This is a genomic window from Bradyrhizobium sp. dw_411, assembly GCF_018449695.1.
Lineage (GTDB): Bacteria > Pseudomonadota > Alphaproteobacteria > Rhizobiales > Xanthobacteraceae > Bradyrhizobium.
The window spans coordinates 68,729-93,649 of sequence record NZ_JAAVUY010000016.1 but is presented as its reverse complement, the minus strand read 5'-3'; the positions used below and the strand labels follow the sequence as shown (position 1 = coordinate 93,649).

The 24,921-nt window shown below is 60.2% G+C and carries 19 protein-coding genes; 4 read left to right on the top strand and 15 right to left on the bottom strand.

Features of this window, described 5'->3' with window-relative positions:
• Nucleotides 1–51: 51 nt before the first annotated feature.
• On the bottom strand, nt 52–2,457 hold the full coding sequence (gene lon, locus HB676_RS25245; protein ID WP_213741174.1) for an endopeptidase La: 2,406 nt from the start codon (nt 2,455–2,457) through the stop codon (nt 52–54).
• An 11-nt stretch (nt 2,458–2,468) separates the two neighbouring features.
• Complete coding sequence (locus HB676_RS25240; protein WP_213741173.1) at nt 2,469–2,876, bottom strand: Hsp20/alpha crystallin family protein; 408 nt, start codon at nt 2,874–2,876, stop codon at nt 2,469–2,471.
• Here HB676_RS25240 and HB676_RS25235 point away from each other — a divergent pair.
• A complete protein-coding gene (locus HB676_RS25235) occupies nt 2,802–3,140 on the top strand; it encodes a hypothetical protein (protein ID WP_213741246.1) in 339 nt (112 codons plus the stop codon). The two genes, HB676_RS25240 and HB676_RS25235, sit on opposite strands and share 75 nt — an antisense overlap.
• On the opposite strand, the gene HB676_RS25230 is transcribed toward HB676_RS25235, so the two are convergent.
• Genes HB676_RS25230 through HB676_RS25220 form a run of 3 tightly spaced genes read right to left on the bottom strand, consistent with a single transcriptional unit; the run spans nt 3,141 to nt 5,184 of the window.
• Entirely contained in the window at nt 3,141–3,971 is an 831-nt protein-coding gene (locus HB676_RS25230; protein ID WP_213741172.1) for a methyltransferase domain-containing protein, read from the bottom strand.
• Between the two features lie 50 nt (nt 3,972–4,021).
• On the bottom strand, nt 4,022–4,807 hold the full coding sequence (mddA, locus tag HB676_RS25225) for a methanethiol S-methyltransferase (protein ID WP_213741171.1): 786 nt from the start codon (nt 4,805–4,807) through the stop codon (nt 4,022–4,024).
• A gap of 23 nt (nt 4,808–4,830) precedes the next feature.
• Nucleotides 4,831–5,184, bottom strand: a complete 354-nt coding sequence (locus HB676_RS25220) for a hypothetical protein (protein ID WP_213741170.1) — start codon at nt 5,182–5,184, stop codon at nt 4,831–4,833.
• A 38-nt stretch (nt 5,185–5,222) separates the two neighbouring features.
• Here HB676_RS25220 and HB676_RS25215 point away from each other — a divergent pair, with 38 nt between their 5' ends.
• Nucleotides 5,223–6,239, top strand: coding sequence for an AraC family transcriptional regulator (locus HB676_RS25215; protein WP_213741169.1), 1,017 nt, complete (start codon nt 5,223–5,225; stop codon nt 6,237–6,239).
• Between the two features lie 243 nt (nt 6,240–6,482).
• On the opposite strand, the gene HB676_RS25210 is transcribed toward HB676_RS25215, so the two are convergent.
• The 3 genes from HB676_RS25210 to HB676_RS25200 form a co-directional block, all read right to left on the bottom strand.
• The gene (locus HB676_RS25210; protein WP_213741168.1) at nt 6,483–7,166 is read right to left on the bottom strand and encodes a DJ-1/PfpI family protein; all 684 of its coding nucleotides are present in this window, start codon (nt 7,164–7,166) and stop codon (nt 6,483–6,485) included.
• Between the two features lie 348 nt (nt 7,167–7,514).
• Entirely contained in the window at nt 7,515–8,537 is a 1,023-nt protein-coding gene (gene kdgT, locus HB676_RS25205; protein WP_213741167.1) for a 2-keto-3-deoxygluconate transporter, read from the bottom strand.
• Nucleotides 8,538–8,764: 227 nt separating this feature from the next.
• Nucleotides 8,765–9,520 (bottom strand): hypothetical protein, encoded by a 756-nt coding sequence (locus HB676_RS25200; protein ID WP_213741166.1) that lies wholly within the window; start codon nt 9,518–9,520, stop codon nt 8,765–8,767.
• Between the two features lie 1,089 nt (nt 9,521–10,609).
• Between HB676_RS25200 and HB676_RS25195 the strand changes: the two genes are divergently transcribed.
• Complete coding sequence (locus HB676_RS25195) at nt 10,610–11,704, top strand: helix-turn-helix transcriptional regulator (RefSeq protein WP_213741165.1); 1,095 nt, start codon at nt 10,610–10,612, stop codon at nt 11,702–11,704.
• A 135-nt stretch (nt 11,705–11,839) separates the two neighbouring features.
• On the opposite strand, the gene HB676_RS25190 is transcribed toward HB676_RS25195, so the two are convergent.
• The 7 genes from HB676_RS25190 to HB676_RS25160 all read right to left on the bottom strand — a co-directional run bounded on the left by HB676_RS25190 (nt 11,840) and on the right by HB676_RS25160 (nt 18,903).
• On the bottom strand, nt 11,840–13,075 hold the full coding sequence (locus HB676_RS25190; protein ID WP_213741164.1) for an amidohydrolase family protein: 1,236 nt from the start codon (nt 13,073–13,075) through the stop codon (nt 11,840–11,842).
• 69 nt (nt 13,076–13,144) lie between these two features.
• On the bottom strand, nt 13,145–14,137 hold the full coding sequence (locus HB676_RS25185; RefSeq protein ID WP_213741163.1) for a tripartite tricarboxylate transporter substrate binding protein: 993 nt from the start codon (nt 14,135–14,137) through the stop codon (nt 13,145–13,147).
• Between the two features lie 264 nt (nt 14,138–14,401).
• Complete coding sequence (locus tag HB676_RS25180; protein WP_213741162.1) at nt 14,402–15,154, bottom strand: SDR family NAD(P)-dependent oxidoreductase; 753 nt, start codon at nt 15,152–15,154, stop codon at nt 14,402–14,404.
• 46 nt (nt 15,155–15,200) lie between these two features.
• Nucleotides 15,201–15,878: a nitroreductase gene (locus tag HB676_RS25175; RefSeq protein ID WP_213741161.1), complete on the bottom strand. Its 678-nt coding sequence runs from the start codon at nt 15,876–15,878 to the stop codon at nt 15,201–15,203.
• A gap of 50 nt (nt 15,879–15,928) precedes the next feature.
• Nucleotides 15,929–16,912: a c-type cytochrome gene (locus tag HB676_RS25170; protein ID WP_213741160.1), complete on the bottom strand. Its 984-nt coding sequence runs from the start codon at nt 16,910–16,912 to the stop codon at nt 15,929–15,931.
• 58 nt (nt 16,913–16,970) lie between these two features.
• Nucleotides 16,971–17,618 (bottom strand): flavin reductase family protein, encoded by a 648-nt coding sequence (locus tag HB676_RS25165; protein ID WP_213741159.1) that lies wholly within the window; start codon nt 17,616–17,618, stop codon nt 16,971–16,973.
• Between the two features lie 76 nt (nt 17,619–17,694).
• The gene (locus tag HB676_RS25160) at nt 17,695–18,903 is read right to left on the bottom strand and encodes an ABC transporter substrate-binding protein (protein WP_213741158.1); all 1,209 of its coding nucleotides are present in this window, start codon (nt 18,901–18,903) and stop codon (nt 17,695–17,697) included.
• 476 nt (nt 18,904–19,379) lie between these two features.
• Here HB676_RS25160 and HB676_RS25155 point away from each other — a divergent pair, with 476 nt between their 5' ends.
• On the top strand, nt 19,380–24,905 hold the full coding sequence (locus HB676_RS25155; RefSeq protein WP_249780460.1) for an ATP-binding sensor histidine kinase: 5,526 nt from the start codon (nt 19,380–19,382) through the stop codon (nt 24,903–24,905).
• Nucleotides 24,906–24,921 lie beyond the last annotated feature (16 nt).

Sequence of the window (24,921 nt, the reverse complement as noted above, 5' to 3'; positions counted from 1 at the left end):
ATCATTTGCGGAAGCAAGCGGTGGCGCTGCTCTGGTCCGCTCATCAGCCAGTCATGACTTTTCGCCGACCCGCGATCCGGTTTCGCCTCCGATCGCAGCGGCTATGGCTTCGTCAACCCGTTCCAGCCAGATAAACTCGAGTTTATCGCGGGCGCTTGCGGGAATGTCGTCGTAGTCACGGCGATTGCGTGCGGGGAGCATGACTCTTGTCAGGCCCGCCGCGGCGGCGGCAACGACTTTCTCTTTGATACCGCCTACCGGAAGCACCAAACCTCGTAACGAAATCTCGCCAGTCATTGCGGTGTCGCTTCGCACCGTGCGATCCGTCAGCAGCGAGGTGAGCGCCGTGAACATCGCCACACCGGCGCTGGGGCCATCCTTGGGCGTAGCGCCGGCCGGGACGTGAACATGAATGTCGCTCTTTTCGAAGGTCGCTGGGTCGATGCCGAGTTGGGCTGCCCGGCTTTTTACCAGAGTCAGCGCCGCCTGAACGCTTTCGCGCATTACCTCGCCGAGTTGTCCGGTCAGGATCAACGATCCTCTGCCGGGCGTGCGCGACGCTTCGATAAAGAGAATATCGCCGCCGACCGGCGTCCAGGCAAGACCCGTCGCCACACCGGGAATGCTGGTGCGCATCGCGACTTCATTTTCGAAACGAGGCGGGCCGAGGATGGTCGTGATTTCCTGGGCGGTAAGCGCCACGCGATCCTTGCTGCCGTCAGCGATCTGGACGGCGACGTGACGAAACGCCCTGCCGATCTCGCGCTCCAGATTCCGGACGCCCGCCTCTCGCGTGTATCCTTTGATCATGAGCTCCAGCGCCGCGGGATCGATTTCAACCTGGTCGGCTTTCAGCCCATTGGCCTCAAGCTGGCGGCGCACCAGATAACGCTGAGCGATCTGGAGCTTTTCATCCGCTGTGTAGCCGGCCAGGCTAATGACTTCCATTCGGTCCAACAGCGGCCCCGGAACGGTATCGAGCATATTGGCGGTAGCGATGAACACTACGCGCGAGAGGTCGAAGGGAACGCCGAGATAATTGTCGCGAAAGGTTCCGTTTTGCTCGGGATCGAGCACTTCCAGCATCGCCGCCGACGGATCGCCCTGCACGCCACGCCCGAGCTTGTCGAGCTCGTCCAACATCATGACGCAATTGCGCGCGCCGGCCTTCTTGATGGCCTGAATGATGTTGCCTGGGAGCGCACCTATATAAGTGCGGCGGTGGCCGCGGATTTCCGCTTCATCATGCACGCCGCCAAGACTCACCCGCACGAATGGCCGCCCCATCGCACGCGCGATGGACTGCCCCAGCGAGGTTTTGCCAACCCCTGGCGGACCGGCAAAGCAGAGGATCGGCGCCTTGCCTTCAGGCGCCAGCTTGCGGACCGCCAGGTATTCGATGATCCGGCTCTTGATCTTCTCCAGACCGTAATGGTCCTCGTCGAGGATGCGCCGAGCTTCGGCGATATCGATCGACTTCTCCTCCGGCAGTCCCCACGGCAGTTCGGTCAGCCAATCCAGATAACTTCGAACCATGCCTGCTTCGGCTGCGCCGTCCGGCATACGCTCGTACCGGCGAACTTCTCGTCGCGCCTGGCTTTCGACGTCAGCCGGCATCTCCGCCTTGGCGATGGCTGCATTCAATTCCGCAACCTCTTGAGCCTTGCCATCGCCTTCACCCAATTGTCGCTGGATGGTCGCCATTTGCTCGCGCAGGATCGCTTCGCGCTGCCGCCCGTCGAAAGTCGCCTTGGTTTGCTGGCCGATCTCGTTGCTCAGCCGCAGAATCTCGATGCGCTCGGCCAGATGCCGTGACACCTTGTCCATGCGAAGCGCAAGGTCGACGGTCTCCAGAATTTCCTGCTTGTCCCGTGGTTTTATATCCATATACGACGTCGCAAGATCGGCGAGCACCGATGGCGAGGTTGTGCTCCGCAGTATTGCGATCAGTTCCTGCGGCGCCTGCGGCAGCAGCTCCGTTGCTTCTATGGCCTGGCGCTGCAAATTCAGAAAACGGGCCTCGATTTCCGGCGACCTGGTTGTGGGCTCCGGAATGTTGAGAACGCGTGCCGCTGGAAACGGCGTGCCTGGGAGAAAATCGAGTACCCGGATGCGTTGAACGCCCTGGCAGACGACATGGTGGGTGTCATCAGGCCCGGTCAGGTAGCGGATGATATTTGCAACGGTGCCGATGCGATACAGATCGTCAGGTCCCGGCTCGTTGAGCTCGGCATCGCGCTGCAGGAGAATGCCGATCTGGCGCTGCTCGCGCATCGCCTGTTGTGTGGCGGCGATTGCTTCCGGCCGCCCCAGCGTGATCGGCGCGATCATTCCCGGAAACAGGACCGTATTCCGGACCGGAATCATGATGAGCGCATCTGTCGGAATAGAAACCGATGGACGGGCTGCTGCCGCAGACGGCTCGTCGGAGACGCTTGCCTGGTCGGCCGATGACATGAGGTTTCTCCCTAAATCGATTTGGCGAGGCGCAGGCCGATGCAGCCATTGGTGGCGAAGCGGCTTACGGTGTAACGACCCAGCGGCAGTGTAATGCGGCGCTCGAAACGTCCCTGCGGCAACTCCATCCGGAGTATCCGGGCATTGCGGAGTTCGGGCGGGAGTGCGCGCCGGCCGCTGACGATCAGCACTCCCTCGTCGATCACGGCTTCGACATCATCGGGATCGACGCCCGGAAGCGCGATCAGGATCAGCACCTCGCGATCGGTCTCCAGCACGTCGATCGGCGGCTCCCAGCTTGGTTCGCGGGTACCAGCCAGTGGACGTAATCGCAGGAATTGCTGATGCATTCGCTCGGCGCGAGCCAAGGCTCCGATGGCATCGGACAGCATCCAATCCATGGGGTCTTTGGTTGCCATGTGAGTTCTCCAGCCGTCAGAGTTGGAAGTATCCTGATTCCATATCTAATAAACATCGGTTCAAAACAAAAGCGCGACGGCGTCAAAGCGCCGCCGTTCCGGATCGTCAGCGTACCGGTATTCGGTGAGCTATTGCAATGCGATGTGCCGGCGGCGTTGCTGATTGCACTCTTGGTTTCGCAAAGGCTTGCGGTCGAAAAAGCTTTGCCGCCGGACCGGCGATATCGGTCCGACGGCGGCTTTGATGGGGTCGCAGTGACGTGATCAGTTATTCCTGACGATAACGACTTCGAGATATTCGCTTGGAATCACCAGCGTACCGTCGGTGGCAAGATTGAACTTGCCGAGCAGTGCGTCGATATCCGTCGCGAGTGCGGCGCCCGCTGTGTCATCGAGGGCTTCGAACGCCTTCACCACGGGGCCGTAATAGTTCCGGAAAATCTCGATCCAGTGCTCCGGCGATTCGTAGCGGAACACGAAATTCCGGCTCTGCGTTCCGATGCGGCCGCCGGCACCGAACAAACGATCGAGATGCGCCCGCGTGCCCCACAGCGCCGGCGATGAGACGCCTGCCGGCGGCGGCAGGTGTTTGCCGATAGTCTTGAACAATTGCCCGATGAAGCTTTCCGGGGTCCAGTTGGCGAGGCCGATTTTCCCGCCGGGACGGCACACCCGCAGCATCTCGTTCGCCGCCTGCTGCTGGTTCGGTGTGAACATCACGCCGAATGTCGATAGCACCACATCGAAGCTTGCATCCTCGAAAGGCAGCGCTTCGGCGTCAGCCTCACGGAAGATCGCCGATAGCCGCTCCGCCTGGGCGCGTTCGCGGCCGCGTTCGAGCAGCGAGCCGACATAGTCTGTCGAGACTACTTCGGCAAACCGGCGCGCGGCAGCCAGCGTCGCATTGCCGTTGCCGGCGGCGACGTCGAGCACGCGCTGGTTACTGCGCAGATCGACCGCCTCGCACAGCATCTCGCCGACGATCTGCAAGGTCACGCCGACGACGGCGTAGTCGCCGGACGACCAGGCGCGTTGCTGCCGGCCTTTGATCGCGGTGAAGTCGGTCGCCGGATGGAGCGGGGTTTGGATGGTCATGGCATTCTCCTTTTCGATGTGGGTTGACAGGTACGGTGGACAGTTGCGGTCTATTCCGCGGCTTCGGAACTCGGACCCGGACGCGGAAACGCTTTGGGGGCTTGCGGAAATCCGCGGCGCCACGGCAGCAGCATCGATACCCGGTCGCGGTAGTGGCGGTAGTCGTCGCCGAACAGGACGGTCAGATCACGCTCCTCGAGCATGATTCCGATCAGCACGTAGATCGTGGTGACACCGGCAAACAGCAGATGGCCCGCGGTCATGTTCGGCGTCGCCCAGAATGCGATGAGGAAACCGAGATAGATCGGATGGCGCACAAAGTTATACAGAAACGGCGTGCGAAAGCGTGGCGCGGGCAATTCCTTGCCGTTCAGATTGTTGACGACCTGATGCACGCCGAACAGTTCGAAGTGGCTGATCAGGAACGTGCTGGTGAGGACCATCAGCCAGCCGCCGAGCGACAGGCTGCTGATGGCGATGGCGATCAGCGGCTGGTCGATCCGCCAGATCACGGCCGGTATGGCCTGCCATTGCCAGAACAGCAGGTCGAGCGTCAGGCTGGCGAACAACACATAGGTGCTGCGCTCGACCGAAGCCGGAACGTACCTAGTCCACCACGCCTTGAATGACTTCCGCGCCATGACGCTGTGCTGAACTGCGAACAGGGACAGCAGGCGGAGATTGTTCAAAATGGCTTGCGACAGCGGTGCAATATCGCCGCTGTTGATCGTCTTCGGCACGACGAAACCGCCGACGAAACCGACCGCGTACAGAAAGGTGACGACAAACAAAGTGTAGGAAACGAGTCCGTAAATCAGTGCGATTAATCTGGACATGGAAAACTCCTCAAATCCGATTGCTAAAACTGGTGCGCTCGGGAAAAGGCGCGCGCTGTGGGTGCGACGCCGCGTCGCATACCCGCCCGCGACACCCTTCGAACGCTTCGGCGTGACCGCGCCGCTCTGCTGCGCAAAACCAGCAGTTCCGTCGGATCGACGGTGAACGGCGTTGAAAGGCATTCGATAAGGTCGGCGCGGGACAATCCGGCGGCCCGAAGGGACCGTTCGTCGATTTCGAGCAGGGACTTAATCGCCGATCGCATCAGCAGAGATGCGATCAGGGCGACGCCCCGATTGGCCACATTTGCAGCCCAATTTCTGATCATCATGACCTCCATCAGTGGGATGCCACGCGTTGAACCAAACGCCTGCATCGGTGACTCATGGGTATTGTCCGAGAGCCAAATCCACAATGATCGAGACACCGCCATCATTTGCTATTGCGCCGGACAAAGGTCACGACGTGCTTGCCGAGTCATTGCGCGCAGTGCGCCTGACCGGCTCGGTGTTTCTCGACGCCTGCTTTACCGCGCCGTTCGGCATCATCAGTCCGAAGCGTTTCGACGCCAGCAGCCCGATGGCGCATCTTCGCCATGTCAGCGTGTTTCACCTGATCGCGGCAGGCGAATGCGACGTCGAACTTGCCAACGGCGAACGCACGAAAATCTCGGCTGGCGATATCATCCTGATGCCGTTTGCGGACCGGCATAAATTCTCCAACGGGCGCGCCCTCGAAGCGCCGCTCGCGGAGGACGTTGTCCGCCCCGGAGCCCTGAAGGGAATCTGGACCATCAATCATGGCGGCGGCGGACAGGAAACCCGCATGGTCTGCGGATTTCTGGAGTCGTCCGAATTCCTGCTGACACCAGTGTTTCGCACCTTGCCGCCACTATTGGTCGATCGCGCCGAAGACGACCAGGTCAGCGCGCTGATCAAATCCACGGTCGGCCAGATTCTTGCGCTGACGGAAAACGCAGCCCCCGGCAGTGAGCTGATGCTTGGCCGGCTGATGGAATTGTTGTTCGTCGAGGTGTTGCGGCGCTACGCGACGCGGTTGCCGGCGAGCGCCAAGGGATGGTTCGCCGCCCTCAACGATCCCCTGGTCGGTCGCGCGATCCAGTCCGTGCACGCCGACCCCGCGCGGCGCTGGACGGTGGAAGATTTGGCGCGCGAAGCCGGCTCGTCGCGCACCGTGCTGGCGGAGCGATTTCACCAGGTGATGGGTCAGGCCCCGATCGAGTACATCACCTGCTGGCGGATGCAGCTTGCGGCCGAACGTATCCGCGCCGGGAGCGGCAGTCTTGCGGCGATCGCGGCCGACGTCGGCTACGATTCCGAAGCCGCGTTCAATCGCGCCTTCAAGCGGGTGACCGGCGTGACGCCCGGGCGGTGGCGCGACGGCAGCCTGATCACCGCGGTCGCATCCTGACTGCAGGTCGCCCGTAGACTGGAAAATGCCCGTAAACTGGAAGTCACCGGTAGCCTGAACGACGCCGTCGGGATTGCCAGGCGTGCAATATTTTTTTGCGTATTTGCTTGCGTTGGCGCCAGCACCATGCAACGCGCCGGATGAATAAGCCCCGCCTTCCAATCGCGGAAAGCGCCCTGTTCCTTGACAAGCCGTAGGGCGAAGTACCTAAGCAGCCTTGATACCAGCCCGCGTCTCATCAGCTCACGCCGGAACGGCGCCCCGTTTAAGGGCTACGAGCAACTCTTTCGCCAGAGGTTCCGCCGAGGCGGGGTTCTGGCCGGTGATGAGGCGGCCATCAACGACGACGTGAGGTTGCCAGTTGGATGTAGACGAGTATTCGGCACCTTCTGCCCTTAGCGCGTCTTCGAGTTCGTAGGGCACGTCATCGCGGGCGTAGTCGTACTCTTCTTTCCTGGAGAACGAGGTGAGCTTCTTGCCGCGCACGAAGGGCGTGCCATCACCGAGGTTGACCCCGAGCAGCGAGCACGGACCGTGACAAACAGCGGTCACGATCTTGTTCGTGCTCCAGGCACGCACAATTGCCCTTTGGACGTCCGCATTGCGTTGGATATCGACCATGGGCCCGAGGCCGCCGGGCACGAGGATAGCGTCGTAGTCCGCGGCATCCACTTCCGACAGCTTGCGGCTGTGATTCAGCCGTCGAAAACCCTTGCTCTCGAAAAATTCTTTCTCGGCGGGGTCTTTCTCGTCGTACGCGTCGTAGGGCGTCCATCCGCCGGCAGGCGACGCGAACTCTACCGCGATACCCGCTTTATCCAGCACGCCGAACGGATGAGCGACCTCGGCAAAAAAGAAGCCGGTCTTCCGGCTGTGCGGACCGATCACGGCTGCGTTGGTGACGATGAAGAGGACATGTTGGGTCACGTATTTCTCCTCGGCATTCTGATCTCGCTGCGCCCTTGCGCCGTCAAAACCTTACCGGCCGACGATAGCATGTCTCCGGCCGCGCAATTAAAGCAGATATCTGCGGCCCAATGCCGCTATGGCCATTCGCAGAAATGAAATGTTCGCGTCTCCTCTTCCGCTCTCGTCTCGACAACGGTGTTTCGGCAGTTTTAGTCATCACACCTGTCAGACCGACGGCAATAAAGCACCTGTCACGACGCCAGTGCCAATCCCGGCAGCAATGCCGGGAGCGTCTCAGTCACACCGCTCGCTATCGCGCCGATGACGTCCAGCGCGAGTAACGATCACACCAGCTAGAGGCTCGCTTCAGATCGGCTCGACGCCCTGCCGAAGGCTTTCGACATTCGTATCGTCCGTTGAGGGCCTGGCCTCATCCGTTGGAACATGCCCCATCCTCTTGGCCCAGAATCCGCTGAGGATCGGAACGAGGATTGCGGTCACCAGGCACGATGTCGCCACCAGCACCGTTGCCGCCGGCGCCACGGGTTTGAAACTCGGAATCATGTTGGCGATCAAGGTGGGATTGGCGATCGCCGCTCCCGCCGTGCTTGACGCTGCCAATCCCGCAGTGCCATTGCCGCCCGCGATGAAGCGATCGGCGAGCATCAGCGGGATTCCCGTCACCACGATGACGATCAATCCAAGCAGGATGCCGCCGATGCCCGTCTGGCCAATCACGTTGAGATCGATGCCGTTGCCGAGCGCGAAGCCGAAGAACGGAATCAATGGATGGACACACTGCCCGAAGAACTTGCGCAGATCGCTGTCGAGATTGCCGAGTGCAAACCCGATCAGGAACGGCAGCACGGCACCGACAAACAACCGTGGCTCGAACACAGCGATACCCGACGCGCCGAGCACGAGCATGCTGACCAGCGGACCCGACTCGATCGACATCAGCACGAAAGCACCTGCGTCCTCCTTCGATCCGTATTGCTGCATCACCGCGGCGTAGAGACCGCCATTGGTCATGTCCATCGAAGTGGTGATGGCGAGAACCGAGAGGCCGGCAAAGATGCCGGTCGTGATCCCGGCCTCGGGGATGAAGCGCGCGGCGATCATGGTGACGACCCACGCCACGACTGTCTTGGTGACGACCAGCGTTCCGGACTTGCGCAACACGATGCCGGTTGCCCGCAAATCGATTGTAGCGCCCATGCAGAAGAACCAGACCGCCAGAATCGGCACCGTGCCGGTGATCAAGCCATTGGTGAAAGATCCGAAATAAGTGCCCGCGCCCGGCGCGAACGTCTTGCAGACCGCGCCAAGCAGCAGAGGAACCAGCATGAGTCCACCTGGAACCTTCTCAATCGACTTTAAAATCCTCACATTGCCTCCCGCGCCCGGCTTTTTACGGTTTGATTTTTTGTTGTTAACGGCCAATAGCGTGCGCCGATGGCCGACGCCACAACTAAAAAGGGTACGCGGGGAAAATTCTCGAAGTTGTGGACATCAAGGATCGGACTCGCTGCGTCCGCCAGCTACCAACAGCGGACTCGCGCTCGCCGTCACGTTTGCGCTGTATTATTCGTCTTGGACCGCCGGATTAGTCGAAATCAGGCCGTGGCTTTTTCCGCGATGCGGCGCTCGTCGCGGATCTGCCGCACCGTGTTGGCCTTCAGGATCAGGCTGCTCGGATGCGGATCGCCATAATGCAGCAGCATCGTCGCCCGAACCGCGTCGCCGGCAACCGGGAAATTCGCGTGAAAGGTCCGGTAGCCCCAAAACAGATAGAGGTTGCCGGGTTTCAGATATTTGACGTTCGCCTGATCGCCCGCCGCCAGCTTGCGCGAGACGCGGTTGCGGTACCATTTGCTCTGGACGATCGCCTTTTCGACGATGTTGACGAGCGCGAACCGGCGATAGCCGCGGCGGTTCGGGAACACGATCAACTCGCCGGCGCGACCCTTCGGTCCCTCCGGGATCAATATCGGCGCCAGCGCCGTGATCACGTGTTTATCGTAATGGTGGAGCAGCGACTTCTCGTCGCCCGAACGACCTGCGACGACGCGCAGGCCTGTATAGATTTCCTCCTCCAATTTCGCGCGGGGGCAGCCGATCTGCGCGAGTTGCGCCAATAGCCGGCGCATCTGCGGATCGTCGGTGAGTTCCTGAGGCGGGGTGCCCCGATCGCGCGAAAGCCAGTTCAGGGCAAAATAGCGCTTGCCCTTCTCTTCGACCAGGCCGTGGACATAGGCCTGCGCGCGCCTGATCCAGGCCGGATCGATCGCATTCTCGATGCAAACGAAGCCCTTTTCATCCAGCTCCGCGGCGAGTGCCGTGGCATCCAGCCGATCGGTCAGGAGTGCCATCGTGACCTCCAAACAGGAGCTGCGATTGGCCATCCGGCGGCAAGCGCGTCCGTATTCTTGCTGACGCTGTGGAAGCAGAAAGACATTTCCTAGACGTACAGCTTTTTATCGCGACATCAATTTGGGCCGGTTGTTAACCTAACTTTTCAAGCTTAATCGCCCAATATGCGCTTGGATGCCATGAAAGAGCCGCCAACTGAGGCAGACTCCTTGTGCTAAATTTGTTTTTTCCGATGGCTCGTTTGCTCCAATTTCTTGGCCCGAAGCTGCGCCTTTCTGACTTGCTCACGCAGATCATTCAATTCGGCTAGTTGCGCGTCCAAATCTGCTGGTACGCCAGTAACGATTGAAAGTCGCTTGTCGGTAGAAGACCTCCCGATGCGTTTACGAAGAAAATTCATTTAGAGACCCCGTTACTGAAAAATGAACTGCATGATTCAAGGGCGAAAATTACCCTGGAAATTTGTAGCTCAAGATGTCCAGGCAGACATTGATCGGCGCCCTGCCCTCGTCCGCCCCTGCCTCGGCGGCGGGCATCGGATGGCCAGATCGGCAAGACCGCTCGACGCCAGAAACAGAAGTCGCGCGCCCATCAAAAAAATCCGAAACTCAGATCCAGGCCGTAGGAAATCATGAGCAATGATACCAACAGACCTGCACAGCAAAATAATGCAATTTGCTTCAGGACATCGACTTCAGTCGGATAGGATGTGGCCCCGCGGGCGAGCAATCGTACAATAGTGGTCATTCGAGATCTCCAAAGCTCTCAGCCATCGTATTGCGGTTCCTGCGCTCCAAAGCCGTTCAAAATCGAAAATTGGCCGCGGTCTGTCGCGCACGGATTCTTTCTGAAACCAGTCCGCTTTCCAGTCGTCAAATGACGACCAAGAAGACAAATCACGGCCGTGAAAAGGGATGGGCCCAGTGGCCTGACCGCAACGAGCCAAATCGCCCCCTGCTGCCAAATCGACACCGCGCACCTGAAATCGCCTGGTTTCAGGCTTGCGGCCGGGACGTAGGCCGTGGATATTAATGGATTGCCAGACGACGTATGACTCTTCTGAAGTTCTAAATATTTTTCGTGTGGCCATGATTGATCTGATTGAATGCATTTATGAGGCTGCCTTCGTTCCCGAGCTGTGGAACGCTGTTCTGCAGAAGGCTAGCGATCTGTCGGCCTCGGCCAGTGCACAAATTTTCTTTTTTAGCGAGAATGGTCCGCCGCGCGGGACGACATTGGAAAATCTGCGCCCCCTGTTCGATGAATTCATCAGGGGCGATACGTGGAAGTTCTGCGACAGCGCCCAGAGGATGTGCGCCGTGCAGCCGGCAAGCTTCGTCTGTGTCGACGATTTCATGACACAGGATGAGATCGCACGCGATCCGGCCCGCGTCATGCTTCGAGAAATTGGCATCGGCGCTCACCTGTGTTCGGCCGTCGCGATGCCAACCGGCGAGTTGGCAACGTTCGTTTTTCAAAAATGGATTGAGGACGGCAAACACAGGCAGGCCGAGATCGATCGTCTGGATGCGCTAAGACCGCATCTCGCCCGCGCAAGCCTCGTTGCTGCCCGACTTGGGATCGAACGCGCTCAAGCAACCGCATCGGCGCTTGAGATCATGGGATTGCCTGCCGCCGTACTCTCTGCCTCAGGCCGCGTCCTGGCCTCGAATACGCGCCTCCAGCGGATGAGTGACGCGTTCCTGCCGGTTGCCCATGGCGGGTTGGCTATCGCTGACGGGGAAGCCAACCGGCTGTTTCAGCAGGCTGTGATCGGCATCAATCAGAGCACCACTGCAGTCTGCTCCATTCCGGTGCCGGCGGTGGGCAGCGAGGCTGCGTTCGTCGTTCACCTCTTGCCGCTGCGACGGGCAGCGCACGACATCTTCGCTGGCGCGGATACTTTGGTGCTGGCCACACCGATCGCTCCGAGCAAGCTCGTGCCATCGGCAAATCTCCTCAACGCGCTGTTCGACCTGACGCCCGCGGAAGCTCGATTGGCAATGGACCTCGCGGACGGTCTGACCTTATCGGATTGCGCTGTCCGGCATGCCGTTACGGTCAAGACCGCACGCACTTACCTCGAACGCATCTTCCGGAAGACCGGCACCAGCCGGCAAAGCCAGCTCGTCAACATGCTCAGAGCGGTGCAGCCGCCGTTGGTCTTGCCATCGAAAGGCTGATGATGGGGTCAACACCAGCCGATACGCCGAGGTCGCCCTGCGGATGGAGGACAATCGAGATCGCGTTGTTCAGCAATGGTTCGACGTTGGTTCCTCACCGCCACGTCTGCAAAGTGCCGAAGGCCGAATTCAATATCACGCACCCGCCGGCTGCAAAAGTTGCGGCAGATCCCAGGCCACGGTTCGTCTCCCGCGCTTGAAGACCGCGACGGGCTGGCGAATTTCCGCGACGGCCTTTTCCGGCGATGGCGCGTCGATCATGACGATGTCGGCCGGATTGCCGACCTGCACGCCGTAATTCCCAATATTGAGAATGCGTGCTGAGCGATCTGTAATCATGTGAAAGCATTCGGCCAATTCGTGGGGCAGCGCCACCTGCAGCACATTGGCTTGAAGGTTCGCAATCCTGATCAGGGAACAATCGCCGTAAGGCGTGGACGGGTTCATGATATTGTTTGACGATATCGAGCAATTGACGCCGCACTTGACCAGAAAATTTGCATCGGCCACGCCGCGATGGACCGCATGATCATGCTTCCTGCCCATCAGGAAAAGATCGGTCGCGGGCAGCACGGTGACGTTGATGCCAGCATCGGCCAGCCGCGCGCCGACTTTTTCCAGCTCCGCCGGCGGCAACAATGAAAGCTTTGCCATGTGGCCGACGGTGACGCGGCCACCCAGACCATGCCGCTTGGTGAGTTCGATCACATCGTAGATATCAAGGTGATCGGCCGTCGGACCGACATCCAGATGCATATCGACGTCGACATCGAATTCCCGGGCAAGCTCGAAAATACGCAAAATTTGCGCTTTGGCATCCGTATCGTATCGCGGAGCAGCGCCGATGACATTTGCGCCTCGCAGCAAACCCTGGATGATCAACTCTTCCGTTCCCGGCAAATTTGTCAGCCCGTCCTGCGGAAACACGCAAATCTGAATGTCAGCCGCCCATCGGTAGTCAGCCTTGAGCTTTTCGATCGCGTCGAAGCCGCGCATACCGATGACAGGATCGACTTCGACATGCGTCCTGATATGCGTGGTTCCGCGCATCAGGCACTCCTTGAGCGCCCGTTCCGCCCGGCCATACACCTCTTCCGTGGACAGCTTCGGCTTGATGGAAGATGTGTACGGCACGGGACTGATGTCGCGCCCCGGCAAGGCAGGGCATTGGTCGATCAGATAGGCCTTGTCCAGGTGAATATGCGTTTCGACGAGTCCGCCGCAGACAAGTCTGTGGTTCGCATCATAGACCTCACCTTCAGCCGCCAGGCTCTTCTCGATCGCGACGATCTTGCCATCCTGGATACCGATGTCGACACATTCTGTCCCGGCGCCGCGGAGAATGAGGGCGTTTCTGATGATCAGGTCCATCGTTTTCCTTCATAAACTTCTGCGGGCTCACAGCCGAAGAAATCCGGCACTCGCGGTGAGACAGCGGCCTCAGTTGATCGTAAGATTGGCAGCCGTAATGACACGCCTCCAGCGAGCGAGTTCTGTGTCGATCAGGCTGCCCAATGCCTCGGGCGTGCTGGTGCGCGCGTTGATGCCGATCGCTTCAAAGCGGCTTCGCACATCCGAACCGTTGACGACCTTGACGATTGCGCTGTTCAGACGCGCCACGACTTCGGGAGGCGTGCCGCGCGGCGCCATGATGCCGCCCCACGAGGTTCCGGCCAATTCTGGCATGCCGGCCTCGACGACGGTCGGCACGTCGGGAAGCAGTGCCGAGCGATGATCCGTCGTGACGGCCAGCGGTCTGACCAGACCACTCGCAGCCTGACTTGCCGCCGAAGCGATTTGCGGAAACATGATCTGGATCTGACCGGCGATGACATCGTTCAACGCTTGGCCATTGCCTCGATAGGGAACATGCAGAATGTCTCCCTTCGTCGTCATTTTGAACACCTCACCGTAAAGGTGGGTCGACGTTCCCAGACCTCCGGACCCGAAGCTGAACTTTCCTGATTTGCTGCGTACCAGATCCGCCAGTTCAGCCAGGGACTTCGCTTGCAAGGAGGGATTCACGACCACCAGATGTCCGGTCTCGTAGGCGAGCGAAATCGGTATCAGGTCTTTGGATGCGTCGAATGTCAGCCCCTTGTACAGGGTCGGATTGACCGACAAGACCCCCATCGGCGCCAGCAGCAACGTGTAACCGTCAGGCTCGGAACGGATCACCCGCTCCACGCCGATATTGCCGCCTGCGCCAGTCACGTTTTCCACGATGATGGGCTGTTTCAACTCTGCGCCCAAACGCTCCGCAAGGACGCGGCCGATCACATCGGCATCGCCTCCAACCGAGAATGGAACGATCAATTTGATCGGCCTCGTCGGGTATTCCTCAGCGCTCAGCGAGCGCGCAGGATCAAGCGAAAGCAGGACAAGCAAGCCTCCGATAAACTGAAAAACGATGCGCGGCAGACTGACCTTCATGCATCACTCCAAAAGGGTTACTCGCTGTCATCAAGCGTTTTTTACAACCGATCCAGCGCTGCAAAATGCGTTCCACAGACTGCGGGGTTACTGAACCTCTCCCGCTTGCGGGGGAGGTCGCCGTGCGAAGCGCGGCGGGTGGGGGAAGGTCTGTCCTCCCCTCTACTAACGCGTTTTGCCGAAGCACCCCACCCCGACTCTCCCGCAAGCAGGAGAGGGAGTGCATTTCCGCTGTCGCTGTAATTCAATCCAATCTCATCACTGCTAATGGAAGATGCGTCCGGAATCGATGACGACGGTCTGGCCGGTCATGGTCTCGGTGCGGCATATGGTGACCACCATGTCGGCGCAGTCGTCCTTGTCGGCGGGCTTCTTCAGGAGCGAGGCCGATGCGGAGCGCTCGATCTGCTCGGACTTGAGATTGGCTGTCGCGCGCGTGCCGTCCAGGAGGCCTGGCGCCACGCAGTTGACCAGCGTCTCGGGCGCCAGCGCCACCGCCATGCAGCGCGTCAGATGAATGAGCCCCGCCTTCGACACGGCATAGGCGATCGAAGAACCGGTTGGGGCGAGCCCCGCGACCGAAGCGATGTTGACGATGCGACCCCGCCCCTGGGCTTTCATGACGGGCGCAACGGCCTTGGACAGGTGCATCGGCCCGGTCAGGTTGATCGCCATGATATCGTTCCAGACCTGCGGCGTCAGGCCATCGAGGTCGGCGAAGGGAACCGCGAAATTGTAGGCCGCGTCGTTGACCAGGATATCGAGGCGACCGAAAGCTTTTGTCACTTCGCCGACAAGCCGATCCACTGCCGCGCCATCGGTGATGTCGCAGCCGAAAGCCTGAGCCTTGATGTGATATTGTGACGCCAGCTCGCTGGCGACGCCTTCCGCCTGCTCGCGGCTGCGCGCATACATCACGGCGACATGGGCGCCCTCTTGCGCGAGCGCGTGGCAGATACGCTGCCCCAGCCCGCCATTGCCGCCCGTCACCAATGCCACCGCGCCCTTCAGGTCCATCGCTTCTCTCCTTTAATGTGAATGCGCCGGGTCGCGCGAAACTGCTCTAATCGCCGAAACCGACGAACACCGTCGCTTCCTCGACCGATTTTCGTTCGGACACCACCGCATTAGCCGGGAAGCTTTCATCCGGCCAGCCCAGCGCGATGCTTTTCATGATGACCTGATCGTCGGCTATGCCGGCATGCTCGCGCACCACAGGCGATTGCATGATGCCCTGGCTGTTGATCACGGCGCCGAGCCCGCGAGACCAGGCGGCATTGACCAAGGCGGTCGCGACAGCGCCGCAATCGAACGGCGTATCGTCGCTGCCGTCCAGCACGCGGTCATAGGTCACGATCACGCATACCGGCGCGTCGAATTGACGGAAGCCGCGCAGCACCCAATCCTGCCGCATCTCCTTGTCGTCGCGCGCGATCCCCATCGCGGAGAATAATTGCTTGGCGACGCCAACCTGCCGGTCGCGGTGCGGACCTGCAAAAGGCTGTCCGGTGCGGAACTCGCGCGACTGCGGCACGCCTGCCACCATCCGCTCGGTATTCCCGGCGCGGATTTTGTTCAGCGGTTCGCCGGTGATGACGTAAAAATTCCAGGGCTGGGTGTTCATCGACGACGGCGCGCGCATCGCCAGACCGATGATTTCCTCAATCAGCGCCCTGGGCACCGGATCGGGCTTGTAACCGCGGATGCTGCGGCGGCCGAGGATAACGTCATCGAACTGCATGGGTCTGGGATTCCCGGGATAGCCTCTAAACTCAAAATTGCCTCTCAACCTTATCGGGGCAGCGTCGCCAGATAGGCCGATATCGCCAGCATGTCGTCTTGGCTAAGCTTCGCGACGACAGGCTGCATCAGCTCCGCGCTGGGTCCGGCGCGGGTGCCGATCTTGATGTCGTTGAGCTGACGAAACACGTACATCGGCGAACGGCCGGTAAGGTATGGCACTTCGCCGATGCCTTTCAGGTCTTGGCCGTGGCAGGTGGCGCATGCCGGCGTCAGACCGCCCTCACCCTTCACCAGCGCCTCGCCACGTTTGACGCTGCCGACGGGGACGTTGGCCACAAAGCCCATCCGCGAGTCGCGAAGATGGGCGCGCTCCGGCGCTTCGGGCAGCTCGATGATGCGGTTGCCGATCGGCTCGGTGCCGCCATTGGCGACCGGAAAGCGCATGCCGCCGACGCGCAATTCGGTTTTCGGCACGGTGTCGGTTTCGACCACCCGGGTCCACGCGACGCGCGGCAGAGCCGCATAATAACGGGCGGCCTCGCGCAATTCCTCGTCGCTTACCGCCTTGGCGATCGGAAACATCGAACCGGCACGGGCGCCTTTGCGGCGGCCTTCTTTGAAGTCCGTCATCTGGCGGATGATGTAGGCTTCGGACATTCCGGCGATATCGGACGATTCCGGATGCCCGGCGCCGTTGGTGACGTGGCATTTGGAACAGGCCTTGACGGCCGGCGCGCGTCCGGTGGCGACCACCACCGGCATCGGCGGATGATCCTCCGGAAACCAGTCAGGCGGCGTGAAATCATTCTCGACCTGCGCCTGGGTATATTTCCGGCTGCTGCCCGGCAGAGTGTGCTCCACAGTGGCGTCGAACTCGGCGACCGGCGGATTGGCCGGATAGGCCCACTCCGGATTAGGCGGCGCCGCTGCAGGACCGGGTGCAGGACTCGCCGATTGCGCCAACACCCCACTGACGACACCACCGGCAGCAACACCCAAAAGCGCCACGACGCCTGCAACTGCGAGTCTCATTTTTCCCCCACCGGTATTTTTTCGAGCGGCAATCCAGCGTTGTTATCAAAAGTAACCGCTATACGCGAGGGGTGCCTTTCGACGTGAATGTCGGCACCGGCAGCCTGATGCGATCGCTCGTGCGGCTATAGTTGGGACCGCCGAGCCGTCCGCAGGGGGCAAAGCGATCGACCCGGACCCGCATCGCTTCGGCGTCGATCAAATCGTCACGGAAATACATCGCGACGATTTCGCCGAACACGATCGACCTCGAGGTTGCGAAATCGAGAATCTTGTAGAGCTTGCATTCCCAGGCAATCGGGGTTTCCGCGATCCTCTGGGTTTCCATGTGCTGCGACGGGGCCAGCGACAGACCGGTCGCGTCGAGTTCGGAGACGTGGGAGGGAAAATCGCTGCCGCACAGCACCATCTTTTCGAGCAGGCTCTCGTCGACCATGTTGACGACGAATTCGCCGCGATCCTGGATGTTCTTCAGGGTGTCCTTGATTTCCCCGGGGCGGTGGCTCTCTTCGCCGTAAAGGTCCACCCCGATCACCATCAGCGGCGGGTCCTCGCCCATATAGGTGAACGAACTGAACGGCGCGGCATTGTGGAGCCCGTTCGCGCCACGCGTCGTCACCAGCGCTATCGGCCGCGGCGCGATGCTGCCGGTGATCAGCCAGTATTTCTGCATATTGCTCAAACCTGACATCACGACATGGGTCATCGCGCCCTCCTCCCTTCATCCAGCCATTCCGAGAAGCAGATGTTCCGGTAAGCAGATCTTTGTGCAAGCTTAAGTGCTATTTCTGTACCAGCGGGCACTCGCTCTCCGCCAGAGGTCTCACAGCCTCTTCGCCGGGAATGGTCCGCAGGACGCGGTAGTAATCCCAGGGATATTTGACTTCGTCGGGGTTCTTCACCTCGACCAGGTACATGTCATGCACGAGCCGGCCATCTTCGCGGACGCGGCCGCCATTTGCAAAGAAGTCGGTGACCGGATGCGCCCGAATCTCCGCGGCGACGCGCACGCCATCGTCGGTTCCACCAGATGCGATTGATTTCAGATAGTGCGTCACAGCCGAATAGACGCCCGCCTGGGCCATCGTCGGCATCGCACCATGCCGGGCGAAGAAGCGCTTCGACCACGCCCGCGTTTCATCGGTGCGATCCCAGTAGAAACCGTTGGTCAGAACGAGGCCGCGCGCATTTTCAATGCCCATGCCGTGAACGTCGGTGATGAAAACCGCCATGCCCACCAGCTTGACACCGCTCTCGCGCAATCCGAACTCGTTGAACTGCTTGACGGCGTTGACCGTGTCGGTTCCGCCATTGGCGAGCGCGATCACCTTGGCTTTCGAGGCCTGCGCCTGAACGATAAACGACGAGAAATCCAGCGTATTCAGGGGATGCCGAACGACATCGGCGACGGTGCCGCCGGCTTTTTTCACCTGCGCGGAAACATCCGCGGCCATCGTTCGCCCGAACGTATAATCCGCCGCGAGGATGTACCAGGAATCTGCGCCGCTCTGCATCACGGCTTTGGTGGTCGCGACCGCCGCCGAATAGGTATCCCAGGTCCATTGGAAGCTGGTTGGCGTGCAGGACTTTCCGGTGAATTCGGCCGTGCCGGAGCCGGACGCGATGACGATCTTCTGCCGTTCGCGCGCGACCGCCTGAACCGCAAGCGCCACCGACGAATTGGGCACGTCGGCGATCATGTCGACACCTTCGACATCGTACCAGCGCTTGGCGATCGCCGCCGCCGTATCGGGCTTGTTGCCGTGATCGGCCTGCACGATCTCGATCGGCTTGCCGAGCACCGTGCCGCCGAAATCTTCCACCGCCATGCGGGCTGCGACCACCCCGCCTTGACCTGACAGGGCAGAGAACACACCGGTATAATCCGTCAGCAAGCCGATGCGGACCACGCTGTCCGAGACCTGAGCGCTCGCATGCTGGGTCAAAGCGAGCGTCACGGACAATGCTAACAGCGCAACCCTGGTCGACATGCCACCTCCTAGAATATCCGCAGATATAAAACCTTAGATAGCTAAGCGCTGCGCTTTGCCGGTGCGCGCAACTTTTCTACCTTGATATCGCCGGATACGATACGCCGATACGATGTCTGGAAACGATATCCGGAAACGATATGCAGAAACCGTGCCGCTGCATCGGCGAAGCCTGGACAAGGCTTTGGGCAAGCTTGCGACTGTCAACCAGCAAGCGCGATACCGCGCGACGCGAACTCCATCGGCGACCGTACGATCGCGATTGCCAAACTCCAAATGCCCGCAGAGGTGGCAGCCCTCCAGAAAACCCTCGCATTATCCAGCGCTTGGAGTTGGTTTGACGCATTGTTTCTCTCTCGTCCGGGATCGTCCCTGCCCGGCGAATGCTCTGGAAAGAGAGCATCTTTCAGTCCATTGTCCGGCCGCGCGATGACCAGATGTGATCGGGTAAGAGCCGTGCCCAGCCAGAGTTCAGGATGAACACACCCTCGTCGATCCGCGACGAGGAAATGAACCCTCTCCAGGTGTTCTGGGAGGATGACGATCATGTTTTCTGCAGGACATTTTTCGAAGATGCTGACGGCAACCGGAATAGCGTTCTGGCCGTCTATGTCGGCACGAATTATCCGAGGCCGGGCGGCCTCGATCGATTGGCTCACGAATACGAGTTGAAGGACGAACTGGATGAGGAATGGGCGTTACGGCCCATGGACCTCGTGCGCGAGCGCAACCGGACCATTCTGATGCTCCGGGATCCCGGCGGCGAGCCGCTCAGCCGGATGATCGGTCAGCCGCTCGAACTGGGAAGATTCCTGCAACTCGCCGTCGCTCTCTCGGTTGCGCTCGGCAAGCTGCACGGACATGGCCTCATCCACAAAGACATCAAGCCGGCCAATGTGCTTGTCGATTCCGCCACGGGCCAGGTTTGGCTGACGGGCTTTGGCATCGCATCGCGCCTTCCGCGGGAGCATCAGCCGGCCGGGCCCCCTGAGTTCATCGCCGGAACACTGCCCTACATGGCGCCCGAACAGACGGGACGGATGAATCGCTCGATCGATTCACGGAGCGACCTCTACTCATTCGGGGTCACCCTTTACGAAATGCTGACCGGCAGCCTTCCCTTCGCCGCTTCCGATCCGATCGGATGGGTACATTGTCACATCGCGATGCAGCCGCCGCCGCCTCACGACCGGACGAGAAACGTTCCTTCCGCGGTCTCCGCCATTATCATGAAGCTGCTCGCGAAAACCGCCGAGGAGCGCTACCAGACGGCTGTTGGCGTTGAGAGCGATCTTCGGTGCTGCCTCGCGCAATGGCAGGCAGAAGGCCGTATCGACGAATTATGGCCTGGCGAACACGACATGCCGGATCGCCTGCTCATCCCCGAAAAACTCTACGGGCGAAGTTACGAGATCAATACCCTTCTCGCCGCCTTCGATCGCGTTGTGGCCGGCGGCAGACCCGAACTGGTGCTGGTTTCCGGTTACTCCGGCATCGGCAAATCCTCCGTCGTCAATGAACTCCACAAACCGGTCATCCGGTCTCGCGGCCTTTTTGCTTCGGGCAAGTTCGACCAGTACAAGCGCGACATCCCCTATGCCACTTTGGCACAAGCCCTTCAGAGCCTGGTTCGCCCGCTGCTGAGCAAGAGCGAAGCCGAGCTGCACAAATGGCGCGACGCGCTTGACGAGGCGTTGGGTCCGAACGGAATGCTGATTGTCGATCTCGTTCCCGAATTAAAGCACATCATCGCAGACCAGCGCCCGGTACCCGAACTTCCCCAACAGGACGCACAGGGCCGTTTTCAATTGGTGTTCCGGCGTTTCATCGGCATATTCGCAAGGCCCGAACATCCGCTCGTTCTGTTCTTTGACGATCTGCAATGGCTCGACGCGGCGACGCTCGATTTGCTCGAGGACATGCTGACCCGGGCCGACATGCAGAACCTGCTGCTGATCGGCGCCTATCGCGACAACGAGGTCAATGCCGCTCATCCGCTCATTCGCAAGCTGGACACGGTGCGCCGAGCCGGCGCGATGGTGCAGAATATCGTGCTGGCACCTCTGGTCCGCGAAGACCTGACGCAATTGCTGTCGGAATCCCTTCATTGCGAACCAAAATATGCCGCCCCGCTGGCCCAACTGATTCACGAAAAGACGGCCGGCAATCCGTTCTTCGCCATTCAGTTCATCTCCACGCTCGCTGACGAACGACTGCTTGCCTTCGATCCAGTGCAGGCGCGATGGTCCTGGGACGTGGATCGCATTCACGCCAAGGGTTACACCGACAATGTGGTGGACCTGATGGTCGGAAAATTGAATCGTCTTCCGGTCGAAACGCAGCAGGCATTGCAGCGGCTTGCCTGCATCGGCAACAGCGCGGAATTCGCCCGGTTGCGGATGGTCTATCCGGATTCGGAGGCCATGCATGGCGAACTCTGGGAAGCCGTTCGAGCCGGGTTGATTTTTCGTTCCGAAGATTCCTACCGGTTTCTTCATGACCGTCTTCAGGAAACCGCCTATGCGTCGATCCCCGAAGAAATGCGCGACGAGACCCATCTGCGGATAGGACGGCTGATCGCGACCCAGACCCCTCCTGACCAGCAGGAGGAGGCGATCTTCGAGATCGTCAATCAGCTCAACCGAGGCTCCCACCTCCTTAACTCGGTGGAGGAACGGGAATGGGTTGCGCAATTGAACTTCATTGCCGGCAGGCGCGCCAAGGCCTCGACGGCCTACGCCTCTGCGCTCAAATATCTCACCGCCGGCCGGCTTTTGCTGGCGGAGGACTGCTGGGACCGTAACTACGGCCTGATCTTTTCGATCGAGCATTTGCTGGCCGAATGCGAATTACTGTCCGCGGACATGGTCGCTGCCGAGAGCCGGCTTTCAATGCTGGCGCGGCGCGCCAAGGACGGCCACGACATCGCTGTCGTCACCCGATTACGGCTTACCCTTTATACGAGCTTGACCCGGATCGACCGCGGCGTGGAGGTCTGTCTCGAATATCTCCGGCGCAGCGGTACGGATTGGTCGCCGCATCCGACCAGGGAGGAAGCAACGCGCGAGTATGATCGCATCTCGTCCCTGGTCGGGCGCCGGTCGATCGAACAACTCGTCGACCTGCCCCTGATGACCGACCCTGACCTGCTCGACATTCTCGACGTCCTGACCGAGCTGGTGACGCCTGCTTTGTTTTACGACGGAAACCTGTGTTCACTCGTCATTTGCCGGATGGTTACGCTCAGCCTCGAGCATGGCAACAGCGATGCCGCATGCTTCGCCTATGTATGGTTCGGCATCATCGCGGGCCCGCGCTTCGGCAATTACGGCGACGGATTTCGCTTTGGCCGCCTCGGCTACGAACTGGTCGAAGGGCGGGGCTTAATGCGCTATCAGGCGCGCACCTATATGTCCTTTGGCAATATTGTCCTGCCGTGGTCGAAACATGCCCTTGGCGGACGCCCACTGATACGCCGCGCATTCGATGCCGCCTATCGGGTTGGCGATCTGACCTTCGCCGCCTATAGCTGCAGCCAGTTGATCACCAACTTCCTGGCCGTGGGCGACCCGCTTCCGGCGGCGCAGCTTGAAGCCGAAACCGGTCTGGCGTTTGCCCAAACGACGCGGTTCAGCATCGTTGTCAACTTCATCACAGCGCAGCTTGCCTTGATCCGCACGCTTCGCGGGTTAACGCCGAAATTCGGCAGCCTCAACCATCAGGGATTTGACGAGTCCGAATTCGAACGCCATGTGGCAAGTGATCCGGTCCTGATGATTTGCGAGTATTGGTACTGCGTTCGAAAGCTGCAAGCCCGCTTCCTTGCCGGAGATTATGCTTCGGCCGTCGAAGCCTCATCGCGGGCACAAGAGTTGCTCTGGATTTCGCCATCGTTCGAAATCGCGGAGTTGCGCTTCTATGGCGCGCTCTCCCACGCTTCGGCCTGGGATGCCGCATCTCCCGGCGAGAAGCTTCGGCATGCTGAGTCGCTCGCCGAGCACCACCGGCAGCTTGAGATATGGGCGGAACATTGCCCGGAGAATTTCGACAATCGCGCGGCGTTGGTCGGCGCGGAGATCGCACGTATTGAGGATCGCGCGCTCGACGCCGAGCAACTTTACGAACAGGCGATCCGTTCCGCGCGCCTAAACGGCTTTGTCCACAATGAGGCGATCGCCAACGAAGCCGCCGGGCGCTTCTATGCGTCGCGCGGTTTTGACAAGATCGCGACGATGTATCTTCGCGATGCACGCTCGCTTTATCTTCGCTGGGGAGCCGACGGCAAGGTACGTCAACTCGATCAATTATATCCGCAGATTACCGCGGAAGAGCCGGGCCGGATAAACACCATCCAGTCGCCCGTCGAACACCTCGATCTGGCCACCGTGATAAAAGTCTCGCAGGCGGTGTCAGGCGAGGTGGTCCTGGAAAAACTGATCGACGTGCTCATGCGCACCGCGATCGAGAATGCGGGCGCCAAGCGAGGGCTGCTGATTCTCGCGCGCGAGGGCGTCTACCGGATCGAAGCCGAAGCCACGGCTGGAGATAATACGGTAACGGTCGGTCTGCGACAGGCCAACGTCACCGCCGGCGATATGCCGGAGTCGATCCTCCACTATGTTGTGCGGACCAAAGAGAGTGTTCTTCTCGAGGATGCCACGAGTACGAATCAATTTTCGGCGGACGCGTACATTCAGCACCATCAGGCGCGTTCGATTCTTTGTCTGCCGTTACTCAAGCAGTCCGGGTTGATCGGCGTACTCTACCTGGAAAACAACCTTGCTCCCCATGTCTTCACATCGGCGCGGATGACCATCCTCAAGCTGCTTGCTTCGGAAGCCGCGATCTCTCTGGAAAATACGCGTCTCTACAACGATCTTCGGGAACGCGAAGCGAGGGTTCGGCGACTGGTCGATTCCAATATCATCGGGATATTCATCTGGCGCGACGATGGCCGGATCATAGATGCCAACGATGCCTTTCTGCGCATCGTGGAATATGACCGCGGCGATCTTGTCGCGGGTTTCCTGAACTGGAGGGACCTGACGCCCGCGGAATGGAAGGATAGCGACGCCCATCTCCTGACCGGTTTGAAGGGTGCGGGAACCGCGCAGCCCGTTGAGAAAGAGTATTTCCGGAAAGACGGAAGCCGCGTGACGGTACTGGTCGGCGCCGCAAGGTTCGAGGAAGGAAGCAACGCAGGCGTCGCCTTTGTGCTCGACTTGACCGATAGAAAAAAGTCGGAAGAGGCGGTGCGGGAAAGTGAGCGGCGATATCGCGACATCCAGATGGAGCTGGCTCACGTGAACCGCGTCGCGATCACCGGCCAGCTCTCGGCGTCGATTGCCCACGAGGTCAATCAGCCGATCGGCGCTACCGTCATCAACGCTCAAGCCGCTTTGCGATGGTTGAATGCGCAGCCGCCAAACATGGATCAGGTCCGGGAGGCCCTCACCCGTATCGTCAAGGACGGAATGCGGGCTGCCGATGTCATCCGCAGTATCCGCGAATTGATCGACAAGGCCCCACCACGAAGAGACCCTTTGAATATGAACGACGCCATTGTCGACGTCATCGGTCTTGCGAAAGGTGAAGTGGAAAAGAACCGCGTCACGGTGCACACGCAATTTGCCGAGGATTTACCCCTGATCGAAGGGGACGGCGTCCAACTGCAACAGGTCATTCTCAATCTGATCATCAATGCCGTCGAGGCAATGAAGGCATGCAGCGAGACAACGCGGGACTTGCATGTCAGTACCGCAAAGATGGAAGCCGGTGGCGTGCACGTTGCCGTGCGGGATTCCGGTCCGGGCGTGGAAGCGGCGAAGCTCGAGCGGATATTTGACGCGTTTTACACCACCAAGCCCGCCGGTTTGGGTATGGGCCTGTCCATCTGCCGCGGGATCATCCAGGCACATGGCGGGCAATTATGGGCAACCACGGACCCCCGCGGGGCAGTCTTCCAGTTGATCCTGCCCGTCCGCGCCGGGATTTCGATATGAAAATAGCATCCGTCGT